The organism is Flagellimonas olearia (assembly GCF_004150225.1).
In the GTDB taxonomy this organism is placed as follows: domain Bacteria; phylum Bacteroidota; class Bacteroidia; order Flavobacteriales; family Flavobacteriaceae; genus Flagellimonas; species Flagellimonas olearia.
In genome coordinates this window covers 832,675-851,166 of sequence record NZ_ML142907.1, presented here as the reverse complement: position 1 = coordinate 851,166, position 18,492 = coordinate 832,675, and the positions used below count along the sequence as shown (strand labels likewise).

At 44.3% G+C, this 18,492-nt stretch carries 16 protein-coding genes; 6 read left to right on the top strand and 10 right to left on the bottom strand.

Annotation, left to right across the window (positions count from 1 at the left end; translation table 11 throughout):
• Positions 1-21: 21 nt before the first annotated feature.
• Positions 22-1,641: an amidohydrolase gene (locus DN53_RS03955; RefSeq protein ID WP_129653093.1), complete on the top strand. Its 1,620-nt coding sequence runs from the start codon at positions 22-24 to the stop codon at positions 1,639-1,641.
• Positions 1,642-1,688: 47 nt separating this feature from the next.
• Here DN53_RS03955 and DN53_RS03950 read toward each other — a convergent pair whose 3' ends face one another.
• Positions 1,689-2,219 carry a DUF2911 domain-containing protein gene (locus tag DN53_RS03950; RefSeq protein ID WP_129653092.1) on the bottom strand — a complete coding sequence of 177 codons (531 nt, stop codon included), beginning with the start codon at positions 2,217-2,219 and terminating at the stop codon, positions 1,689-1,691.
• Positions 2,220-2,460: 241 nt separating this feature from the next.
• Here DN53_RS03950 and asnB point away from each other — a divergent pair, with 241 nt between their 5' ends.
• The 3 genes from asnB (at position 2,461) to DN53_RS03935 (ending at position 7,401) form a co-directional block, all read left to right on the top strand.
• Positions 2,461-4,131 (top strand): asparagine synthase B, encoded by a 1,671-nt coding sequence (asnB, locus tag DN53_RS03945; RefSeq protein WP_129653091.1) that lies wholly within the window; start codon positions 2,461-2,463, stop codon positions 4,129-4,131.
• 243 nt (positions 4,132-4,374) lie between these two features.
• Positions 4,375-6,315, top strand: a complete 1,941-nt coding sequence (gyrB, locus tag DN53_RS03940; RefSeq protein ID WP_129653090.1) for a DNA topoisomerase (ATP-hydrolyzing) subunit B — start codon at positions 4,375-4,377, stop codon at positions 6,313-6,315.
• A gap of 72 nt (positions 6,316-6,387) precedes the next feature.
• Positions 6,388-7,401: a DUF6588 family protein gene (locus tag DN53_RS03935; protein ID WP_129653089.1), complete on the top strand. Its 1,014-nt coding sequence runs from the start codon at positions 6,388-6,390 to the stop codon at positions 7,399-7,401.
• Positions 7,402-7,495: 94 nt separating this feature from the next.
• On the opposite strand, the gene DN53_RS03930 is transcribed toward DN53_RS03935, so the two are convergent.
• Positions 7,496-7,867, bottom strand: a complete 372-nt coding sequence (locus tag DN53_RS03930) for a hypothetical protein (RefSeq protein WP_129653088.1) — start codon at positions 7,865-7,867, stop codon at positions 7,496-7,498.
• Between the two features lie 250 nt (positions 7,868-8,117).
• On the opposite strand from DN53_RS03930, the gene mdh reads away from it, so the two are divergent.
• Positions 8,118-9,044 carry a malate dehydrogenase gene (gene mdh / locus DN53_RS03925; protein ID WP_129653087.1) on the top strand — a complete coding sequence of 309 codons (927 nt, stop codon included), beginning with the start codon at positions 8,118-8,120 and terminating at the stop codon, positions 9,042-9,044.
• A gap of 222 nt (positions 9,045-9,266) precedes the next feature.
• Positions 9,267-12,230 carry a protein translocase subunit SecDF gene (gene secDF / locus DN53_RS03920; protein ID WP_129653086.1) on the top strand — a complete coding sequence of 988 codons (2,964 nt, stop codon included), beginning with the start codon at positions 9,267-9,269 and terminating at the stop codon, positions 12,228-12,230.
• A gap of 88 nt (positions 12,231-12,318) precedes the next feature.
• Here the strand turns inward: secDF and DN53_RS03915 are convergent, their stop codons facing one another.
• From DN53_RS03915 to exaC, 8 genes are all read right to left on the bottom strand, one after another.
• The gene (locus DN53_RS03915; protein WP_129653085.1) at positions 12,319-12,834 is read right to left on the bottom strand and encodes a GNAT family N-acetyltransferase; all 516 of its coding nucleotides are present in this window, start codon (positions 12,832-12,834) and stop codon (positions 12,319-12,321) included.
• Positions 12,821-14,080 (bottom strand): ATP-binding cassette domain-containing protein, encoded by a 1,260-nt coding sequence (locus DN53_RS03910; RefSeq protein WP_129653084.1) that lies wholly within the window; start codon positions 14,078-14,080, stop codon positions 12,821-12,823. Before DN53_RS03910 ends, DN53_RS03915 begins: the two co-directional genes overlap by 14 nt.
• A gap of 41 nt (positions 14,081-14,121) precedes the next feature.
• Positions 14,122-14,646 carry a GNAT family N-acetyltransferase gene (locus tag DN53_RS03905; protein ID WP_129653083.1) on the bottom strand — a complete coding sequence of 175 codons (525 nt, stop codon included), beginning with the start codon at positions 14,644-14,646 and terminating at the stop codon, positions 14,122-14,124.
• Positions 14,646-15,122 (bottom strand): DUF192 domain-containing protein, encoded by a 477-nt coding sequence (locus DN53_RS03900; protein WP_129653082.1) that lies wholly within the window; start codon positions 15,120-15,122, stop codon positions 14,646-14,648. Before DN53_RS03900 ends, DN53_RS03905 begins: the two co-directional genes overlap by 1 nt.
• A gap of 2 nt (positions 15,123-15,124) precedes the next feature.
• Positions 15,125-16,093: a prolipoprotein diacylglyceryl transferase gene (gene lgt, locus DN53_RS03895; protein WP_129653081.1), complete on the bottom strand. Its 969-nt coding sequence runs from the start codon at positions 16,091-16,093 to the stop codon at positions 15,125-15,127.
• A 125-nt stretch (positions 16,094-16,218) separates the two neighbouring features.
• Positions 16,219-16,440 carry a membrane protein insertion efficiency factor YidD gene (gene yidD / locus DN53_RS03890; protein ID WP_116218370.1) on the bottom strand — a complete coding sequence of 74 codons (222 nt, stop codon included), beginning with the start codon at positions 16,438-16,440 and terminating at the stop codon, positions 16,219-16,221.
• A gap of 59 nt (positions 16,441-16,499) precedes the next feature.
• Positions 16,500-16,880 (bottom strand): DUF779 domain-containing protein, encoded by a 381-nt coding sequence (locus DN53_RS03885; RefSeq protein ID WP_129653352.1) that lies wholly within the window; start codon positions 16,878-16,880, stop codon positions 16,500-16,502.
• 10 nt (positions 16,881-16,890) lie between these two features.
• Positions 16,891-18,414 (bottom strand): acetaldehyde dehydrogenase ExaC, encoded by a 1,524-nt coding sequence (exaC, locus tag DN53_RS03880; protein ID WP_129653080.1) that lies wholly within the window; start codon positions 18,412-18,414, stop codon positions 16,891-16,893.
• Positions 18,415-18,492: the final 78 nt, after the last annotated feature.

The window sequence follows — 18,492 nt, the reverse complement described above, 5'->3', positions numbered from 1 at the left end:
TTGGTGGAAACCATCCGTTCCATGAAAAAGTATATCCTTCTGTTATCCATAGGTTTCTTCTTGGCCTGCAACCCAAAAGAAGAAGTGGACCTAATTGTTTACAATGCCAATATTTATACCGTTGATGGCGATTTTTCCAAGGCCTGTTGTATGGCCATCAAAGATGGAAAATTTGTGGCCGTGACTGAAACTGCGGATATCTATCAAAAATATACCGCCAAGGAAGAACTGGATGCCAAAGGCAAGACCATTGTTCCCGGTTTTATTGATGCCCATTGCCATTTTTATGCATTGGGACTGAACCAACAGGTAGTGGATTTGGTAGGGACCACCAGTTTTGAGGAAATATTGGATAAGGTGGTGGCCTTTCAAAAAGAACGCCCATCCGATTTTATTTACGGAAGGGGATGGGACCAGAACGATTGGGAGGTGAAGGAGTTTCCCACCAAGGACAGATTGGATGAATTGTTTCCGGATACGCCCGTTGTACTGAACCGAATTGACGGACATGCAATTTTGGTCAACCAAAAGGCTTTGGATTTGGCCGGAATCACTTCGGAAACTAAGGCTGTAGGGGGTGATATCATCAAAAAAGATGGGGAATTGACAGGGGTTTTGGTAGATGGTCCCATGGGAATGGTCTATGCCATTATGCCTGAACCTGCAAGGGAAGCACAAATCCAGGCGCTAAAGGATGCCGAAAAACTATGTTACGATTATGGATTGACCACAGTGGATGATGCCGGTTTGGACCGGGAAACCATTGAGCTTATAGACAGTTTGCAGCAAGCTGGGGATTTGTCCATTCGGGTATACGCCATGGTGAGCAGTTCTCCAGACAACTTGGATTATTTCCTGAACAAGGGAATCATTAAAACTGATAAATTGAATGTACGCTCCGTAAAAGTATATGGTGATGGTGCATTGGGGTCTAGAGGGGCGGCGCTAAGGGCTCCCTATTCCGATCAGCCTGGCCATTATGGGGCCATGGTCACTCCGGTAGACCAGATTGGGGCTCTGGCAGAGCGTATTGCAGCATCGGATTATCAAATGAATACCCATGCTATTGGGGATTCGGCCAATGTAGTGGTACTACGGGCCTATGAAAAGGCCTTGGAAGGAAAACAAGACCGCCGTTGGAAGGTGGAACATGCACAGGTAATCTCTCCTGTTGATTTCGATTATTTTGAAAAAGGAATCATTCCATCCGTACAACCTACCCATGCCACCAGCGATATGTATTGGGCCGAGGACCGTTTGGGGCCAGATCGCGTAAAAGGGGCCTATGCCTTCAAAGAGTTACTGGACAAAGCGGGAACGGTGGCTTTGGGAACTGATTTTCCCGTAGAGCAAGTGAGTCCGTTCCTAACCTTTTATGCTGCCGTGGCCCGGAAGGATGTCAATAACTATCCCGAAGGAGGATTTCAAATGGAAAACGCCCTGTCCCGTGAAGAAACCTTAAAAGGAATGACCATTTGGGCGGCCCACTCCAATTTTGAGGAACAAGAGAAGGGAAGTATAGAACCCGGTAAACTTGCAGACTTTGTGATTTTGAGTGAGGATATTATGAGCGTTCCCATAGAGCAGGTTCCCCAACTGACGGCAGATCAAGTTTATGTTGCGGGAAAACAAGTGAAATAAAAAAAAGGAGGCTTATGCCTCCTTTTCCTTTTTCATAGCAATGGATTTTAATAGCTGATAGGTAAGAAAACACGGGTGGTTCCCCATCCCAAGACCATGTCGCCTTCATCCTCAAAAGTGATGGAAAAAGCCTCCAATTCCTCATCATCGGTACCGGCCTTTGCGGTGACCCTTGCCACATCGGCAGCACTATCATACGAGTAGGCACCCCATTGGTTCAAGTTACTGTTCAGGATAACCGTCCACTCGTTGTCACCAGGAATGGTGAAAAGCGAATAGGTACCTGCTTTAACGGTTTTTCCACCAATGTTGGCATCCTTGTACAGAATGACTTCCGTGCATTCATTGGCTCCGGTCCTCCATACCTTTCCGGCAGGGGCAAGCTCTGAAATGCTGCGTCCTTTCAATTGTGGGCGACTGTAAATGACTTTTATGGCTTTGTCGGATTCCCTATAGCTGGTAGGATAGGTGGCAATATCGGCCGGACTTTTGTCCAATCCACTGAAATTCTGTGCCGTTAGCTCGGAAGTAAATACCAACGCCAAGGTTAAAAAAGTAAATAAGAATACATTTTTCATGATTGCGATTTTAGTTGTTTTCAAAACTAGGATGTAAACACAAGCTGTTTTAATAAAGAGACGTTAAAATTTAGGAACCTTACAAAGTGTTCAATTTTTTAATAAAAACCCAATATGTGCTTTCAATACGTCTTATATATCTATTTAAATGTGACATAATGAAATTAAATATTGATTATTTATTTTATTTGAAAACATATAGGGTCATATTTGCATAGAAATTGTTACTAATACTCGATTTATGTGTGGAATTGTATGCGCATTTGATGTGAAGGAAAGTACAGAGGTACTTAGACCACAATTACTGGAGATGTCAAAAAAAGTTAGGCACAGAGGTCCGGATTGGAGTGGAATTTATGCAGATGACAAAGCTATTTTGGCCCATGAGCGATTGGCTATTGTAGATCCAGCTTCAGGAAAGCAACCTTTGTTCAGTGCCGACGGCAAGCTGGTTTTAGCTGCCAATGGCGAAATATATAACCATAGAGAACTCAGAAAACAGTTTGAAGGAGAGTACGAGTTCAAGACCGAATCCGACTGTGAGGTGATTTTGGCACTCTATCAGAAAAAAGGAGTGGACTTTATTGATGAAATGAACGGCATTTTTGGTTTTGCCATTTATGATAGTGAGAAGGATGAGTATTTCATCGCCAGAGATCACATGGGAATTATTCCCCTATATATTGGATGGGACAAGAACGGGACCTTTTATGTGGCCTCGGAATTGAAAGCTTTGGAAGGAACCTGTTCCAAAATAGAGCTTTTTCCTCCCGGGCATTACTTACACAGCTCCGATGGCGAATTTAAAAGATGGTACCAGAGGGATTGGATGGACTATGAGGCCGTTAAGGAAAACGAGACCAGCATTGCCGAGGTGAAAAAAGCGTTGGAAGATGCCGTACATCGCCAGTTGATGTCCGATGTGCCTTATGGGGTTCTATTGTCCGGAGGATTGGATTCCTCGGTTACCTCCGCTATCGCCAAAAGATATTCCCAAAAGCGTATTGAGTCCGGGGATACCGCCGATGCATGGTGGCCACAATTGCACTCTTTCTCGGTAGGATTGGAAGGTTCGCCGGATTTGGCCGCCGCCCAAAAAGTGGCCGATCATATAGGAACCGTACACCACGAAATAAAATTCACCATTCAAGAAGGTTTGGATGCCATCAAGGATGTGATCTATAACTTGGAAACCTACGATATTACCACCATTAGGGCCTCCACGCCCATGTATCTAATGGCCAGGGTCATTAAGTCTATGGGAATAAAAATGGTCCTATCGGGAGAAGGTGCCGATGAGCTTTTTGGTGGGTACCTGTATTTCCACAAGGCACCAAGTCCAAAAGATTTCCATGAGGAAACCGTACGAAAACTGGATAAGCTCCACATGTACGATTGTCTTCGTGCCAACAAATCCTTGGCGGCATGGGGCATAGAGGGCAGGGTTCCGTTTTTGGACAAGGAATTCATGGATGTGGCCATGCGAATCAACCCAAAAGATAAGATGATCAATGGAGAGCGTATGGAGAAGTGGGTGGTGCGTAAAGCATTTGAATCCTACTTGCCCGAAAGTGTGGCCTGGAGACAAAAAGAGCAGTTTTCAGATGGTGTGGGATATAGCTGGATAGACACATTGAAGAGCTTGGTACAGGAAGAGGTGAGCGATGAGCAATTGGCCAACGCCCACTTTAAATTTCCTATCCAGACCCCAACGTCCAAGGAAGAATACTATTACCGTTCCATTTTTGAAAGTCACTTCCCTTCCGATGCGGCAGCGTTGAGTGTGCCACAAGAGCCTTCGGTGGCCTGTAGCACCAAGATTGCACTGGAGTGGGACGAGGCCTTCAAGAACATGAACGACCCATCAGGTAGGGCTGTGGCCAATGTGCACACCGATGCCTATGTTAAATAAGAATTTTAAGATTATGTAGAAGGAAGATGTTGTTTTGTTTCATTTTCAATTAGTCGGAAAAGCCCCTTGGAGAAGGGGCTTTTTGTTTTTGTTACGCTTTGGTTGTGCAGACCGGGAAGTTGTTGGTTTTCCACATTTTTTTGTTGATAACTTAGGGGGTTCAAGAGGCTTCAAGGGCCTATTTCATAAGGGTATTACTTATATTTGTAGGATTTGAAAATTTGAAGGCAAACACAAGAATATATGAGCGAAGAAGCGAATAAAAAACAGTACTCGGCGGATAGTATCCAGGCCCTTGAGGGTATGGAGCACGTACGTATGAGACCTTCCATGTATATTGGCGATGTAGGGGTCAGAGGGTTGCACCATTTGGTATATGAAGTAGTGGACAACTCCATCGATGAGGCCATGGCTGGATATTGTGATACCATTGATGTGGTCATCAACGAGGACAACTCCATCACCACCAAGGATAACGGAAGGGGTATCCCTGTAGGCTTGCATAAAAAAGAAGGCGTATCGGCTCTGGAAGTGGTCATGACCAAGATTGGTGCCGGGGGTAAGTTCGACAAGGACTCGTATAAGGTATCCGGGGGTCTTCACGGGGTCGGGGTATCCTGTGTGAACGCACTTTCAAAACATTTGAAGGCAACCGTCTACCGTGAAGGTAAGATTTGGGAGCAGGAATACGAAAGGGGAAAAACACTGTACCCGGTGAAAAGTGTTGGTGACAGTAATGAAACCGGTACCATCGTCACTTTTGTGCCAGACGATACCATTTTCACCCAAACCACGGAGTATAGCTACGAAACCCTATCCAACAGAATGCGTGAACTGGCCTATTTGAACAAAGGCATCACCATTACATTGACGGATAAGCGTCACAAGGACGATAAAGGAGAGTTTATTTCCGAAACCTTCCATTCCGAAGAAGGATTGAAGGAATTCATCAAATTCCTGGATGGCAACCGTGAACCCTTGATCCAAAGTGTCATCTCCATGGAAGGAGAGAAAAATGGCATTCCCGTTGAAGTGGCCATGGTCTACAATACAGGGTATACAGAGAATCTACATTCCTACGTAAACAATATCAATACCCACGAAGGGGGTACCCACTTGTCCGGTTTTAGAAGGGGTCTTACCACCACACTAAAGAAATATGCCGATAATTCCGGTATGTTGGACAAGCTGAAGTTTGAAATATCCGGCGACGATTTTAGGGAAGGACTTACGGCCATTGTGTCCGTAAAGGTGGCAGAACCCCAATTTGAAGGGCAGACCAAGACCAAGCTGGGTAACCGCGAGGTGACCAGTGCCGTTAGCCAGGCCGTTTCTGAAATGTTGAGCGATTATCTGGAAGAACATCCTGAAGATGCCAAACAGATTGTTGAGAAAGTAAAGCTGGCCGCACAGGCCAGACATGCGGCGGCCAAGGCCCGTGAGTTGGTGCAGCGTAAAAACCCTATGAGTGTAGGGGGATTGCCTGGAAAACTTTCGGATTGTTCGGAACAGGACCCTACCAAGTGCGAAGTGTTCTTGGTGGAGGGAGATTCCGCGGGAGGTACGGCCAAACAAGGGAGGGATAGGAACTTTCAGGCCATCCTGCCACTTCGGGGTAAAATCCTCAATGTTGAAAAGGCCATGCAACACAAGGTCTTCGAAAACGAGGAAATCAAGAATATTTATACCGCGCTTGGGGTAACCATTGGTACCGAAGAAGATAGTAAGGCATTGAACTTGGGCAAGCTGCGCTACCATAAAGTCGTAATCATGTGTGATGCGGATGTGGATGGTAGTCACATCGAGACCTTGATTCTTACCTTTTTCTTCCGATATATGCGTGAATTGATTGAGGGTGGACACGTATATATTGCCACTCCACCATTGTACTTGGTGAAGAAAGGTGCCAAAAGACGCTATGCTTGGAATGACAAGGAAAGGGATCAAATCATTGAATCCATGAGCGGTGGGGCAAGTATCCAACGTTACAAAGGTCTTGGTGAAATGAATGCTGAACAGTTATGGGATACCACCATGAATCCCGAGTTTAGGACGTTGCGCCAAGTAACTATAGACAATGCCACGGAATCTGACCGAATCTTCTCCATGCTGATGGGGGATGAGGTGCCTCCAAGGAGGGAATTCATAGAGAAAAATGCCGTCTATGCCAACATAGATGCATAGATAACAACCGTTTCACAACAAAAACTCGCCCCAGAAAGGCGAGTTTTTTAGTTTTAGGAAAAATTTTACAAAATGAAAAGAATAATTCTTTTGGTGTCATTGTGCAATTTTTCCTTGGCAATGGCCCAATCCAACCTCAACGACATTCTGGCCGCAGGGCTCGATGATGCCGAACGGTTTACCACGGCATGGTTAAATCCAGTTACCGAAGCCGGGGTTTATAGCATCTCCAACGGATGGTATAATACGGCCGATGCAAAGCCCTTGGGTGGTTTCGAGATTTCTATTGTGGGAAACCTCACAGGATTCAAGAACAAAGACAACAAAAAAGCGTTCACTCTGAATACGAACGATTATGAAAACCTCCAGTTTGAAGATGGAAGTACCTCTAAACTGGTGTCCACAGCTTTGGGAGATATTCAGGGAGTAGGGGTGTACGTGGAAGCAGAGATAGCCCCCGGTGTTACGGAGCGCGTAGACTTTGAATTGCCGTCCGGTTTGGCTTCCGAGGACCTCAACTTCGTGCCTTCAGGATATATTCAGGCCAGCGTAGGCCTCATCAAGGGAACCGAAGTGAAAGCGCGGTTTTTGCCCAAAATCAATACGGATGATGTAAAGATCGGTCTCTTTGGATTTGGAATCCAACACGATTTCACCAAGCACCTTCCTGCTGATAAAATACTTCCCGTTGCCATTTCCGCGGTAATCGGGTATACCAATTTAAGCGGGGAATATGATTTTACCAATACCGATGTCATTGATGGGGAAAACCAACGTATCGATGCCAAGTTCAGTTCGTGGAATTTCAGTGCTGTGGCGTCCACACGTTTGCCGGTGATCAATTTCTATGGCGGATTGGGATATATCACCGGAAAATCCGACACGGATGTTTTGGGAACCTATCAAGTGCAGTCCGGACCATTTCAGACCACTTACGAAGACCCGTTCAAAATCAGCAATAAAGTTAGCGGAGTAGTGGCCAATGTCGGTACCAAACTGAAACTTGGATTTTTCAGGCTCAATGCCGATTACAATTTAGGGGAATTCAACACCTTTACCTTTGGTGTAAACTTTGGGTTTAGGTAAGACCAAAAAATATAACCGACCGTTTGACACAAGTCAATTAAAAAGGCCCCAACATAGTTGGGGCCTTTTATTCTCATATAGGTAGTCTTGCCAGTTAATCCCTGGTGGCAAAGACCGAACCATTTTCCAGGGTTAAAATCTCAGGGTCGCTTGCATGTTCTAAATTGACCGTGATATCGGTAACCTGTGGGTCACCGTAAATTATGGAGTAGGTACCGTTTTCTTCGGACCATTTAAAATCGGTATAAAAAACCAGTTTGGAGTTGGAATAGCTCTGGTATCTTCCTAGGTAAACATCATTGAAAATCCATTCTTCGCGGGTGGTGCTGGAACCTTTTCCCTCAATGGTCGAAGTTTGTGTGTTGGCCCAGATGCCCAATATGGGGTCATTGTTCTCTGGTATCTGGCTGCAATTGCTCAAAGCAACAATACCTATTATGGCCAGCAATGAAAAGAGCTTCTTCATAGGTTAAGTAGGTTAAAACTGATTTTGGGACTATTAGAACGTACGTTTGTAGGAAACTATTGTATTTTGGGTGATGTCAATGATCAATTTGGACTATATCTTCGATGAACTGCATATTTTGTTAACAATTTCATGGATTTTGTCCATTTGTGTTATGTGTCAAGATTTGAAGCGCTAAAACTGGTTAAAGTCAGTTTTTTTCTGAGCTAAATGCCTTATTTTTGAGCGATTAAAATTTAAATCTATAAACATGAAAGTTACCGTAGTTGGAGCAGGCGCAGTTGGAGCAAGCTGTGCGGAGTATATTGCAATGAAAAATTTTGCATCGGAAGTTGTTTTGTTGGACATCAAGGAAGGATATGCCGAAGGAAAGGCCATGGATTTGATGCAAACCGCATCCTTGAATGGTTTCGATACCAAGATTACCGGAACCACCAATGATTATTCCAAGACAGCAGGGAGCGATATTGCGGTAATTACCTCTGGAATTCCACGTAAACCGGGAATGACGCGTGAAGAACTTATAGGAATCAATGCAGGAATTGTAAAGACTGTGGCTACCAACCTTTTGGAGCATTCCCCAAATACCATCATCATTGTAGTGAGCAACCCTATGGATACCATGACCTATTTGGTGCACAAGGCCACAGGTCTTCCCAAGAACAGGATCATTGGTATGGGTGGTGCTTTGGATAGTGCCCGTTTTAAGTACAGATTGGCAGAAGCGCTTGAAGCACCCATCTCTGATGTGGATGGAATGGTAATCGGTGGACACAGTGACGTGGGTATGGTGCCTCTAATTGAACATGCCACACGAAATAGTGTAAAAGTTTCGGAATTCCTTTCCGAAGATAAAATGCAATGGGTCGTGGAAGAAACCAAAGTTGGTGGTGCCACATTGACCAAGCTATTGGGAACCAGTGCTTGGTACGCTCCCGGAGCTGCGGTTTCAGGGTTGGTGCAGGCCATTGCGTGCGACCAAAAGAAAATGTACCCATGTTCCACATTTTTGGAAGGAGAGTACGGATTGGATGATATCTGTATTGGAGTTCCCGTGTTGTTGGGTAAAAACGGTATAGAGAAAATCGTTGAGATTGAGCTTAGCGATGCCGAAAAGGCCAAGATGCAGGAAAGTGCCGAAGGGGTTAAAAAAACCAACGGACTGCTTCAACTGTAATTTAGGTCAGGATACCATATAAAGTGTCATTTTGAGCCAAAAAAGTGGTGGATTTCCCGGAAATGATTCCAGGATTTCGCCTCTGGTTCAAAATGACATTTTTTGTTTTTATGGCGTAACTGTTAAGTAGAATTGCAATTACATGAATTTCTATTGGCAAATCTTATCGGAAATGATATATTTGCACGCTGTTTAAGAAAACTTCTAAAAATTTAATAATCCATGCAGAATAAAGGACTTATAAGGCTTTTCGCGATCCTTTTTGGCTTGGTGAGTGTCTATCAGTTATCCTTTACTTTTATTACAAGTAAATTGGAAAAGGATGCTGAGGCTTACGCTGTTAGCCAAATTTCGGAAGCTGAGGAAGATTATGTCGCCAAGCGTGAAGCTTTAGAGGCATCGTATTTGGATTCCATCAGTGACAACACTGTTTTGGGCTTTACCAGCTATGATGATGCCAAGAAAAAGGAGCTGAACAAGGGGTTGGACCTTAAAGGAGGAATCAACGTTACCCTGCAGATTTCCGTAAAGGACATCTTGAAAGGTTTGGCCAACAATACCAAAAACCCAGTTTTCAACAAAGCATTGGCCGATGCCGATAATGCCTCCAAAAATAGCGATGCTACTTATTTGGAGTTGTTTTTTGAAGCTTTTGACAATATCAAGGGAGATACCAAATTGGCCTCTCCGGATATTTTTGCCAATAAGGGCCTAAGTGATGATATCAATTTTCAAATGTCCGATGATGAGGTGAAGCCCATCATCAGAAGAAAGATTGATGAGTCCATTGTTTCTGCATTTGAGGTACTCCGTGAGCGTATCGATGGTTTTGGGGTAACCCAGCCCAATATTCAAAGGGAAGGGAACTCTGGCCGTATTTTGGTGGAACTTCCAGGCGCAAGGGATATTGCCCGTGCACAGGAATTGCTGTCCAGTACCGCCCAGTTGGAGTTTTGGGAAACCTATGAGCAAGGAAACCAAAGTTTGGGTGCCTTCTTGGTAAGTGCCAACGAAAGATTAAAAGAGATTTTGGAGCCAGAAGTGGTTGAGGAAGTAATTGCCAAACCAGAATCTGAAATAGATTCCCTATTGTCCGATGTGGCCCAAGATTCTTTGGACATGACTCAAGAGACCAATCCATTGTTGGGTAAGTTGATTCCTGCCAATCCAGGAAGCCATGCCATTGCAAGGGCTTTGGTGGCCGACACGGCAGAAATTGGTGGGTATTTAAGAATGCCACAGATCAAGAGATTGGTGCCTAATGACATTCAGTTTGTCAAGTTTCTATGGGAGAGACCTGCCCAAGATTCTGAAGTAGTGGAATTATATGCCCTTAAATCCAATAGGGATGGGGTTCCAAGAATCAGTGGGGATGTAGTTTCCGACGCCCAGGATACTTTTGATCAATACAACAAGCCTGCGGTGAACATGACCATGAACACCCGAGGCGCCAAGGAATGGGAAAAACTTACTGGGGATGCTTATGGCAACCAAACCGGTATTGCCATTGTTTTGGATAATAAAGTTTATACAGCGCCTGGAGTTTCCACAGGACCCATTTCAGGTGGACGTTCCGAGATTACAGGAACCTTTACAGTAAATGAGACCAAGGATATTGCCAACGTATTGCGTGCCGGTAAACTACCTGCATCTGCAGAAATCATCCAATCCGAAGTGGTTGGACCATCATTGGGACAAGAGGCCATTGATAGCGGTTTCACGTCGTTCATGATAGCCATGCTCTTTGTATTGGTATGGATGATTTTCTACTACGGAAGAGCAGGTGTCTTTGCAGACATTGCCCTAATATTCAACATTCTATTGATTTTTGGGGTATTGACAAGTCTGGGGGCGGTATTGACCCTTCCTGGTATAGCAGGTATCGTGCTGACCATTGGTATGTCAGTGGATGCCAACGTGCTTATTTTTGAAAGGGTAAAAGAAGAATTGATTCGAGGGAAAGGAAAGGCCCAGGCCATTGCGGATGGTTTCGGAAATGCACTGTCCTCTATTTTGGATGCGAACATTACCACTGGACTGACCGCGATCATTCTTTTCATTTTTGGTTCGGGACCCATTAAAGGATTTGCCACTACCTTATTGATAGGTATTGTAACGTCTTTGTTCACGGCCATTTTTGTGACTCGATTGATGATTGAGGCCTACACGGCCAAAAAAGGTAGACGTTTGGATTTCTTCACGGCGATTACCAAGAACTTGTTCAGCAATCTGCATATCGATTTCTTGTCCAAAAGAAAGATAGCTTATATTATTTCTGGAATTTTATTGGTGGTAAGTACATTTTCCCTATTCACCAATGGACTTCAGCAAGGGGTTGATTTTATTGGAGGACGTTCGTATCAGATTCGTTTTGAAAAAGCGGTGAACCCGTCGGAGATCGCTTCAGAATTGAACGAGGTATTTGGTAGTGGAACCAATGTGAAAACTTTTGGGGATGCCAACCAGATTAAGATTACCACTCCCTATAAAGTGGACGAAGAGGGTGTAGAGATTGACAATGAAATTCAGGACATGCTTTACACCACATTGCAAAAATACTTGCCCGATGGTACTTCCTTTGAAGACTTTACCGTAGGGGCATCTGAAAAGTCCATTGGAATCTTACAATCGGTGAAAGTAGGACCTACCATTGCGGACGACATCAAGAAAAATGCCTTTTTGGCCATTTTGGGATCGTTGGCAGTAGTGTTCCTATATATTTTATTGCGATTTAGAAAATGGCAGTTCTCTTTGGGAGCTGTTGTAGCGGTATTCCACGATGTGGTGATCGTATTGGGAATCTTCTCGTTAACAGGAAGTATTATGCCTTTTAACATGGAGATTGACCAAGCATTCATTGCGGCCATTCTAACCGTAATCGGTTACTCGTTGAACGATACCGTGGTGGTATTTGACCGAATCCGTGAAATAGTGGGCCTTAAAGGTTGGAAAGCCGGTGAGAACATCAATGAAGCTTTGAACAGTACGTTGAGCCGTACCTTGAATACATCTTTGACCACGTTGATCGTATTATTGGCCATCTTCATATTTGGAGGGGAGAGTTTAAGAGGATTCATGTTCGCCATGATCATCGGGGTTGTTGTAGGTACCTACTCATCCGTGTTCATCGCAACTCCAGTAATGTTCGATTCTTTGAAGAAGAAAATTGCTGCATTGACAGCATAGATCAAGTTTTAGATTATATGAATAAAAGCCGTTCAAAGAACGGCTTTTATTTTTTTGCATCAGTATGTGTTATTTTTTTCTGCCCCGCTCAGACGAGTCTTTTGCCCATGGCATTAAACTCAAAATGTTCGGACCCAATTTGAAAAGAGTGGCTTCCAAGGAATTCAAACCCATTCTTTTCATAAAATGCAATGGCCCTTTTGTTTTCTTTGAGTACGGAAAGCCAGATATGCTCAAAACCATCTGATTGGGCTTTATCTAGGACTTCGGTCTGGAGGGCCAAACCCACTTTTTGGGATAAAAAGTCCTTGAGCACGTATATCTTTTGGAGCTGGCACACATTTCTGGAATCAATAAATGGGGAAGGAGAATGCAATTTAAGTTTTGCATATCCCACTGGAAGCTGATCAATATGAGCCAACCAGTACGCATTGCTGCCCTTTTTTAAACTGTTGGCCAGCTTTTCCACAGCAAAGGTACGCTCATAATACTCCATTAGGTCGTTCTTGTCCCTAAAAAGGTGGCCAAAGGTTTCGGTGAAGGTAAACCTTCCCAAAAGGGCAATACTGGTGGCGTCTGCCTCGGTAGCTCTACTGATTTTCATGATGGACTACTTTTCCAACCGAACCTGTGGGTTTCATCTCCAGCACATAATTGAATTGGGGGTTCAACCCAGCTTCGGTCCTATGTGAAACAAAAATAATGGTGGTATGGCTCTCTTGGGCAATTTTATTGACCAACGCCACAAAAAGGGCAGCACCGGCATCGTCCAGTCCGGCAGTGGGTTCATCCAAAATAAGAAGAGGAGGGTGTTTGATCATGGCACGGGCGGTCATGACCAACCGTTTGTTCCCTGCCGAAAGCTCTCTAAATAGTTGGTCTCTTTTGTCATACAGATTCAAAACCTTAAGCCATTCGCGGGCCAATAGTTTTTCGGTTTGTGTGGGCAACACATAAAGGCCAATGGAATCATGAAGCCCCGAGATGACCATATGTTCCAGAGTGTGGTACCCTCCAAATTTGTCGGTCATGGCCGGAGTGTAATAACCAATCTTTTTTTTGAGGTCCCAGACACTCTCCCCGCTACCTTTTCTCTTGCCAAAAAGAGAAAGCTTTTCCCCATACCCTTTGTGACTGTCTCCGGTAATCATGGATAAAAGGGTGGTTTTTCCACTGCCGTTGGGGCCTATCAGTTGCCAAAATTCCCCTTGTTTTACCTGCCATTGAATAGTGTCCAAGACTTTACGGCCGTCAAAACTGACCGATACGCCATCAAAATGGACTAGTTCTAAATCGTCAAGAGGAATGGGGTCCAAAGGAGGGGGGATAGACCCAGAAAATGATACCATATTCGGTTGATTGGCTTCCCAAAAGGATTCTTTGGAGGCGTACTGAACCAAAGTATCACCTTCCAGTTTAAAAAAGTCCGTGGTAATGGGTAGGATGTCTTCCGACCTGCTTACCAGTTGAACCAAGGTTTTGTTTGTTCCTATGGTGCAAAACTCTTCCTTTAAATAGGTTTGCGTGGCCACGTCCAAGTTATCAAATGGATTCACCAAAACCAGAAAATCAGTGTTTTGTGCCATTAAATGGTTGAGCAATGCTCTTTTCTGCTCCCCACTGCTCATGGATTTAAGGGACTGATGGGTGGAATGGGTCAAGATTTTGAGATCATGCCGTTCTTCCTCATCCATGAATCGTTCTATCTCTTTTCGAGAAAATAACGCTCCTTTTTTTGGGGTCAATTCTTCAAAGCCTTCTATGGAAACTTGATGCAATAGATTGTGGATCAAGCTGGATGTATTGGAGGCATTATTGATTAAAACGGCAAAATTTCTGGTGGTTTGCATGCTTTGGAGGAAAATCTCTATTCAAGGCATGAAATTAGAGATTATGTCCGATCTACCCTAAAAATATGGACGGGATTGTTTTTATAGGAAGTGGTCTTTTGTAAATGCATTCCATTTTTCAAGGCCACTTTTTGTGAAGGAACATTGTTGACATGGATGATGGAAATCAAGGAATCGGCATAATGATGTTCGAAAGCAAATTCCTTGCATTTTTGGGCTGCTTCAATGGCAATACCCCGTTGCCAAAACTGGGGCAATATGGAATAGCCTATTTCCAATTCTTCCAAATGGTCCACTGTTTGGACAAGTAGGCCGCAGATACCCACCAATTGTCCGGCTTCCTTAAGGACCAAAGCGTTCATGCCGCCTAAATCATTCTGATAGCGTTCAAAAATGCGATCAAATTGTAACTGGCATGCTTCTATGGGGTCCAAAGGAAGTCCTTCCCAAAACTGGGTGGATTTTGGCTCATGGTAAAACGGTAACCAATCATCAAAATCCGATGGTTGGATGCATCGAAAGAGCAATCGTTCCGTGGTTTGGCCTTCCAGGAGATATTTCGACATTATTTTTTGGTAAAGGCAATGCTGTCACCCACTTGTATTCCCAATGTATCAGAAAGCCCGGCATTGACTTCCAAGACGTATTTGATAGGGACTTCTGAGGAAAGACTGGTTTCATCATTGGGTCGTGCATTTTTCTGAAAGCTGGCAATTTTACGGGCATCATCAATATAAATGATGTCCAAAGGAATCTCGGTGTTCTTCATATAAAAATAGTGCATGGCAACATCGGGAAAGATAAAGAGCATTCCTTGATTTTGTTCCATGGATTCCCGGTACATGAGACCGGTTTGGGTCTCGTAGTCGGTATCGGCAATTTCAATATCAAAATGGACCAAAAGGGAATCCGTTTCACGTTGCAGAATGGACAGTTCCCCTTCTTTTTTGAATTCTATGGTAGCCGTCTTGATTTCCTTCTTGTTTTGTGTTTTACATGAAATTACAGTGAGGACAAAAAGAACAATGGACAGGTAACGCATAATCAATGATATCTGGTGGAAGGAAGTGGTTTGTACATGAAAAGAATCCCAAGAACGATCATAGGGATACTTAACCATTGCCCAGTGGAAAAAAGGCCTAGGTTTTCTTCAAAACCGCCCTGGCTTTTCTTGAAAAATTCCACCACAAAGCGAACAGAGAACAAAAGCGCCAAAAACAACCCAAAGAGGAAGCCTCGTTTATTTCCCTTGTTTGTTTTCCAATACAGTAGGTACAGGATAATGAACACGAATAAGTAGCAAACCCCCTCATACAATTGTGCGGGATGCCTGTAAGGAATGGATTGCAAAACTTCGACAAAATCTGGATTGTGTTCAATGGCATTGTACGCGGCTCCTGCCGTTTTTTCTTGTGTCAAAGCCATAGCCTTGTATGAGGGCATGTCATCCGAATCCCGGATAAATCGAGTCGCCAGAAAAAAGGATTTGTCCACAATCTTTCCATTGATTTCGGAGTTGAAAAAGTTACCGATACGAACAAAACTAGCACCAATGGCAGAAGGAATGACCAGTCTATCCAATAACCAGACCACTCCTATGTTATCCCATTTTCTGCAGTAGAGCCATACCCCAATGATGGCGGCAATGGTGGCACCATGGCTGGCCAATCCGGTAAAACCGGTAAACTCATACCCGTTGATGAAACCGAACAACGAACTATTGGCACTCTCCCGAATGGGCAAAAGAATTTCCAACAAGTGGTTTTTATAATAGGCCCAGTCATAAAAAAAGACATGGCCCAAACGGGCGCCCAACATAATGGAAACCACGGTGTATATGAAAAGGGAGTCCAATTGTTCCATGGACTTTTTCTCTCTTTGGAAAATCCGTTTCATGATGAACCATCCTACTACAAAGGCGGCAATCCAAAGCAGATTGTAATATTTTATCTGAATGAATCCTATTTTGAACAGTGTTCCTTCAGGATTCCAATTAAAACCAAGAAAATACATCGTACTTAATTTTTGGACTAATATAACTACTTTGAGTGGACGGACCGTTGGATTATTGCATTTTTGAGCCCTGTTGGTGTTACTGCTTATAAAAGTTTACAGGGTTTGCCAATGTAGTATTGTAGTTAAGGTACAGGGTCGTATCCCTTGCCTCCCCACGGATTGCAACTCGCTATTCGTTTTAGGGAGAGCCACCCTCCTTTGAACAGACCATGTTTCTTTAGGGCTTCCAAGGTGTATTGGGAGCAGGTGGGGGAGTACCTACAGGTAGCGGGAAGGTATGGGGAAATAAGCAGTTGATAGGCTCTTACCAGCAATACAAAGGGGGCTATCAAAATTCGTTTCATCGTAAGGGATAAGGACATGCAAGGTAAAAAAAAAGCCCCGACTTAAGTCGGGGCAAGAATCATACTTCTTCTGACGCTAAATGAATTGGGGTCAAATGTTCCCGTTCTTGGTCCGTGAACATTCGGGATTTGATTACGAAACGGATACCCATGGGAATTTCCAAACTAAAGCTTGAACCGCGACCCTTGGTCACATCAACGGTAAGCTGGGTGTGTTGCCAATAGTCAAACTGGTCTTTACTCATGTAAAAATCACAGTCGTGGATGGCCCCCAACCACACATCGGTCTCATTGAGCATCAACTCCCCTTTTGGGAAGCACATGGGAGAGGAACCATCGCAACAGCCTCCGCTTTGGTGAAACATGAGTTCACCATGTTCTTCCCTTAGCTGGTCTATGATTTTCATGGCATCTTCCGAAACCAAAACGCGTTCTGTCATCATCTGTGTTTTAGAAAAAGCCCAAAGCACTTTTGTCGTAGGAAATCAGCATGTTTTTGGTCTGTCGGTAATGATTGAGCATCATTTTATGGGTTTCCCTACCGATACCAGATTTTTTGTAACCTCCAAAGGGAGCATGTGCAGGATAGGCGTGGTAACAATTTACCCAAACCCTACCGGCTTGTATTTCCCTAGAGATTTTATAGGCTTGGTGCATATCACGAGTCCATACCCCGGCACCCAATCCATAAAGGGTGTCATTGGCTATCTCCAAGGCCTCGGCTTCATCTTTAAAGGTGGTGACGCAGACCACAGGACCAAATATTTCCTCTTGGAAGACCCGCATTTTGTTATTTCCCTTTAAGATGGTGGGTTGAATGTAGTAGCCACCTTCGAGACCTTCGTTATAGGCAGCATCACCGCCAGTAAGTACCTCGCAACCCTCTTCTTTTCCTATGTTGATGTAGTTGAGGATTTTCTCATACTGATCGTTGGAAGCCTGGGCGCCCATCATGGTGTCTGGGTCTAGGGGATGCCCCAATTTTACCGCTTTGGTTCGCTCTACCACACGTTCGATGAACTGGTCAAAAATGCTTTCCTGGACCAACATTCGGGATGGACAGGTGCAGACTTCTCCTTGGTTCAAAGCAAACATCACGGCGCCTTCCAGACATTTGTCAAAGAATTCATCATCCGCATCCATAATACTTTCAAAGAACACATTGGGGGATTTACCGCCCAACTCCAAAGTTACGGGGGTGATGTTTTTTGAAGCGTATTGCATAATCAATTGCCCTGTGGTGGTTTCCCCGGTAAAGGCGATTTTGTTTATACGTGGGCTGGAGGCCAAAGGCTTTCCGGCTTCAACCCCAAATCCATTGACAATATTGAGTACTCCAGCAGGAAGGATGTCTTCGATCAGTTCCATGAATACAAGAATACCCACAGGGGTCTGCTCCGCTGGCTTAAGTACCACGCAGTTCCCGGCGGCCAGTGCTGGGGCCACTTTCCAAGCAGCCATAAGTAGTGGGAAATTCCAAGGAATGATCTGCCCCACCACGCCCAAAGGTTCCAAAATGTTCATGGAGACCGTGTTCGAATCCAATTCACTGACCGAACCTTCCTCGGCCCGGATAACCCCGGCGAAGTATCTGAAATGATCAATGGCCAATGGAAGGTCTGCGGCACGGGTTTCCCGTAGTGGTTTTCCATTGTCCCATGTTTCTGCCCGGGCCAAAACCTCAAGATTCTTTTCCATGGCATCGGCAATTTTTAGCAGTAGGTTACTTCGATAGGTGGCCGATGAGTTGTTCCATGCAGGAGCGGCTTCCCAAGCGGCATCAATGGCTTTTTCGATATCCTCGGCCGTAGATCGTGCGATTTTGGTGAACGCTTGTCCATCCACTGGTGAAATGTTTTCAAAATACTCACCTTTGGTAGGTGGGGTCCACTTACCTCCGATATAATTTTCATACTGATTTTTGAACGAAGGTTTTTCCAAAACGCTACGCTCCGTAGTTTGTACATTGCTCATAATACTGGGTGTTTGTGTAATTAATTTTTGAAAGGGCCTAAGTCCCAATGTGTTGATTCTAAAAGTATTGAATTTGAT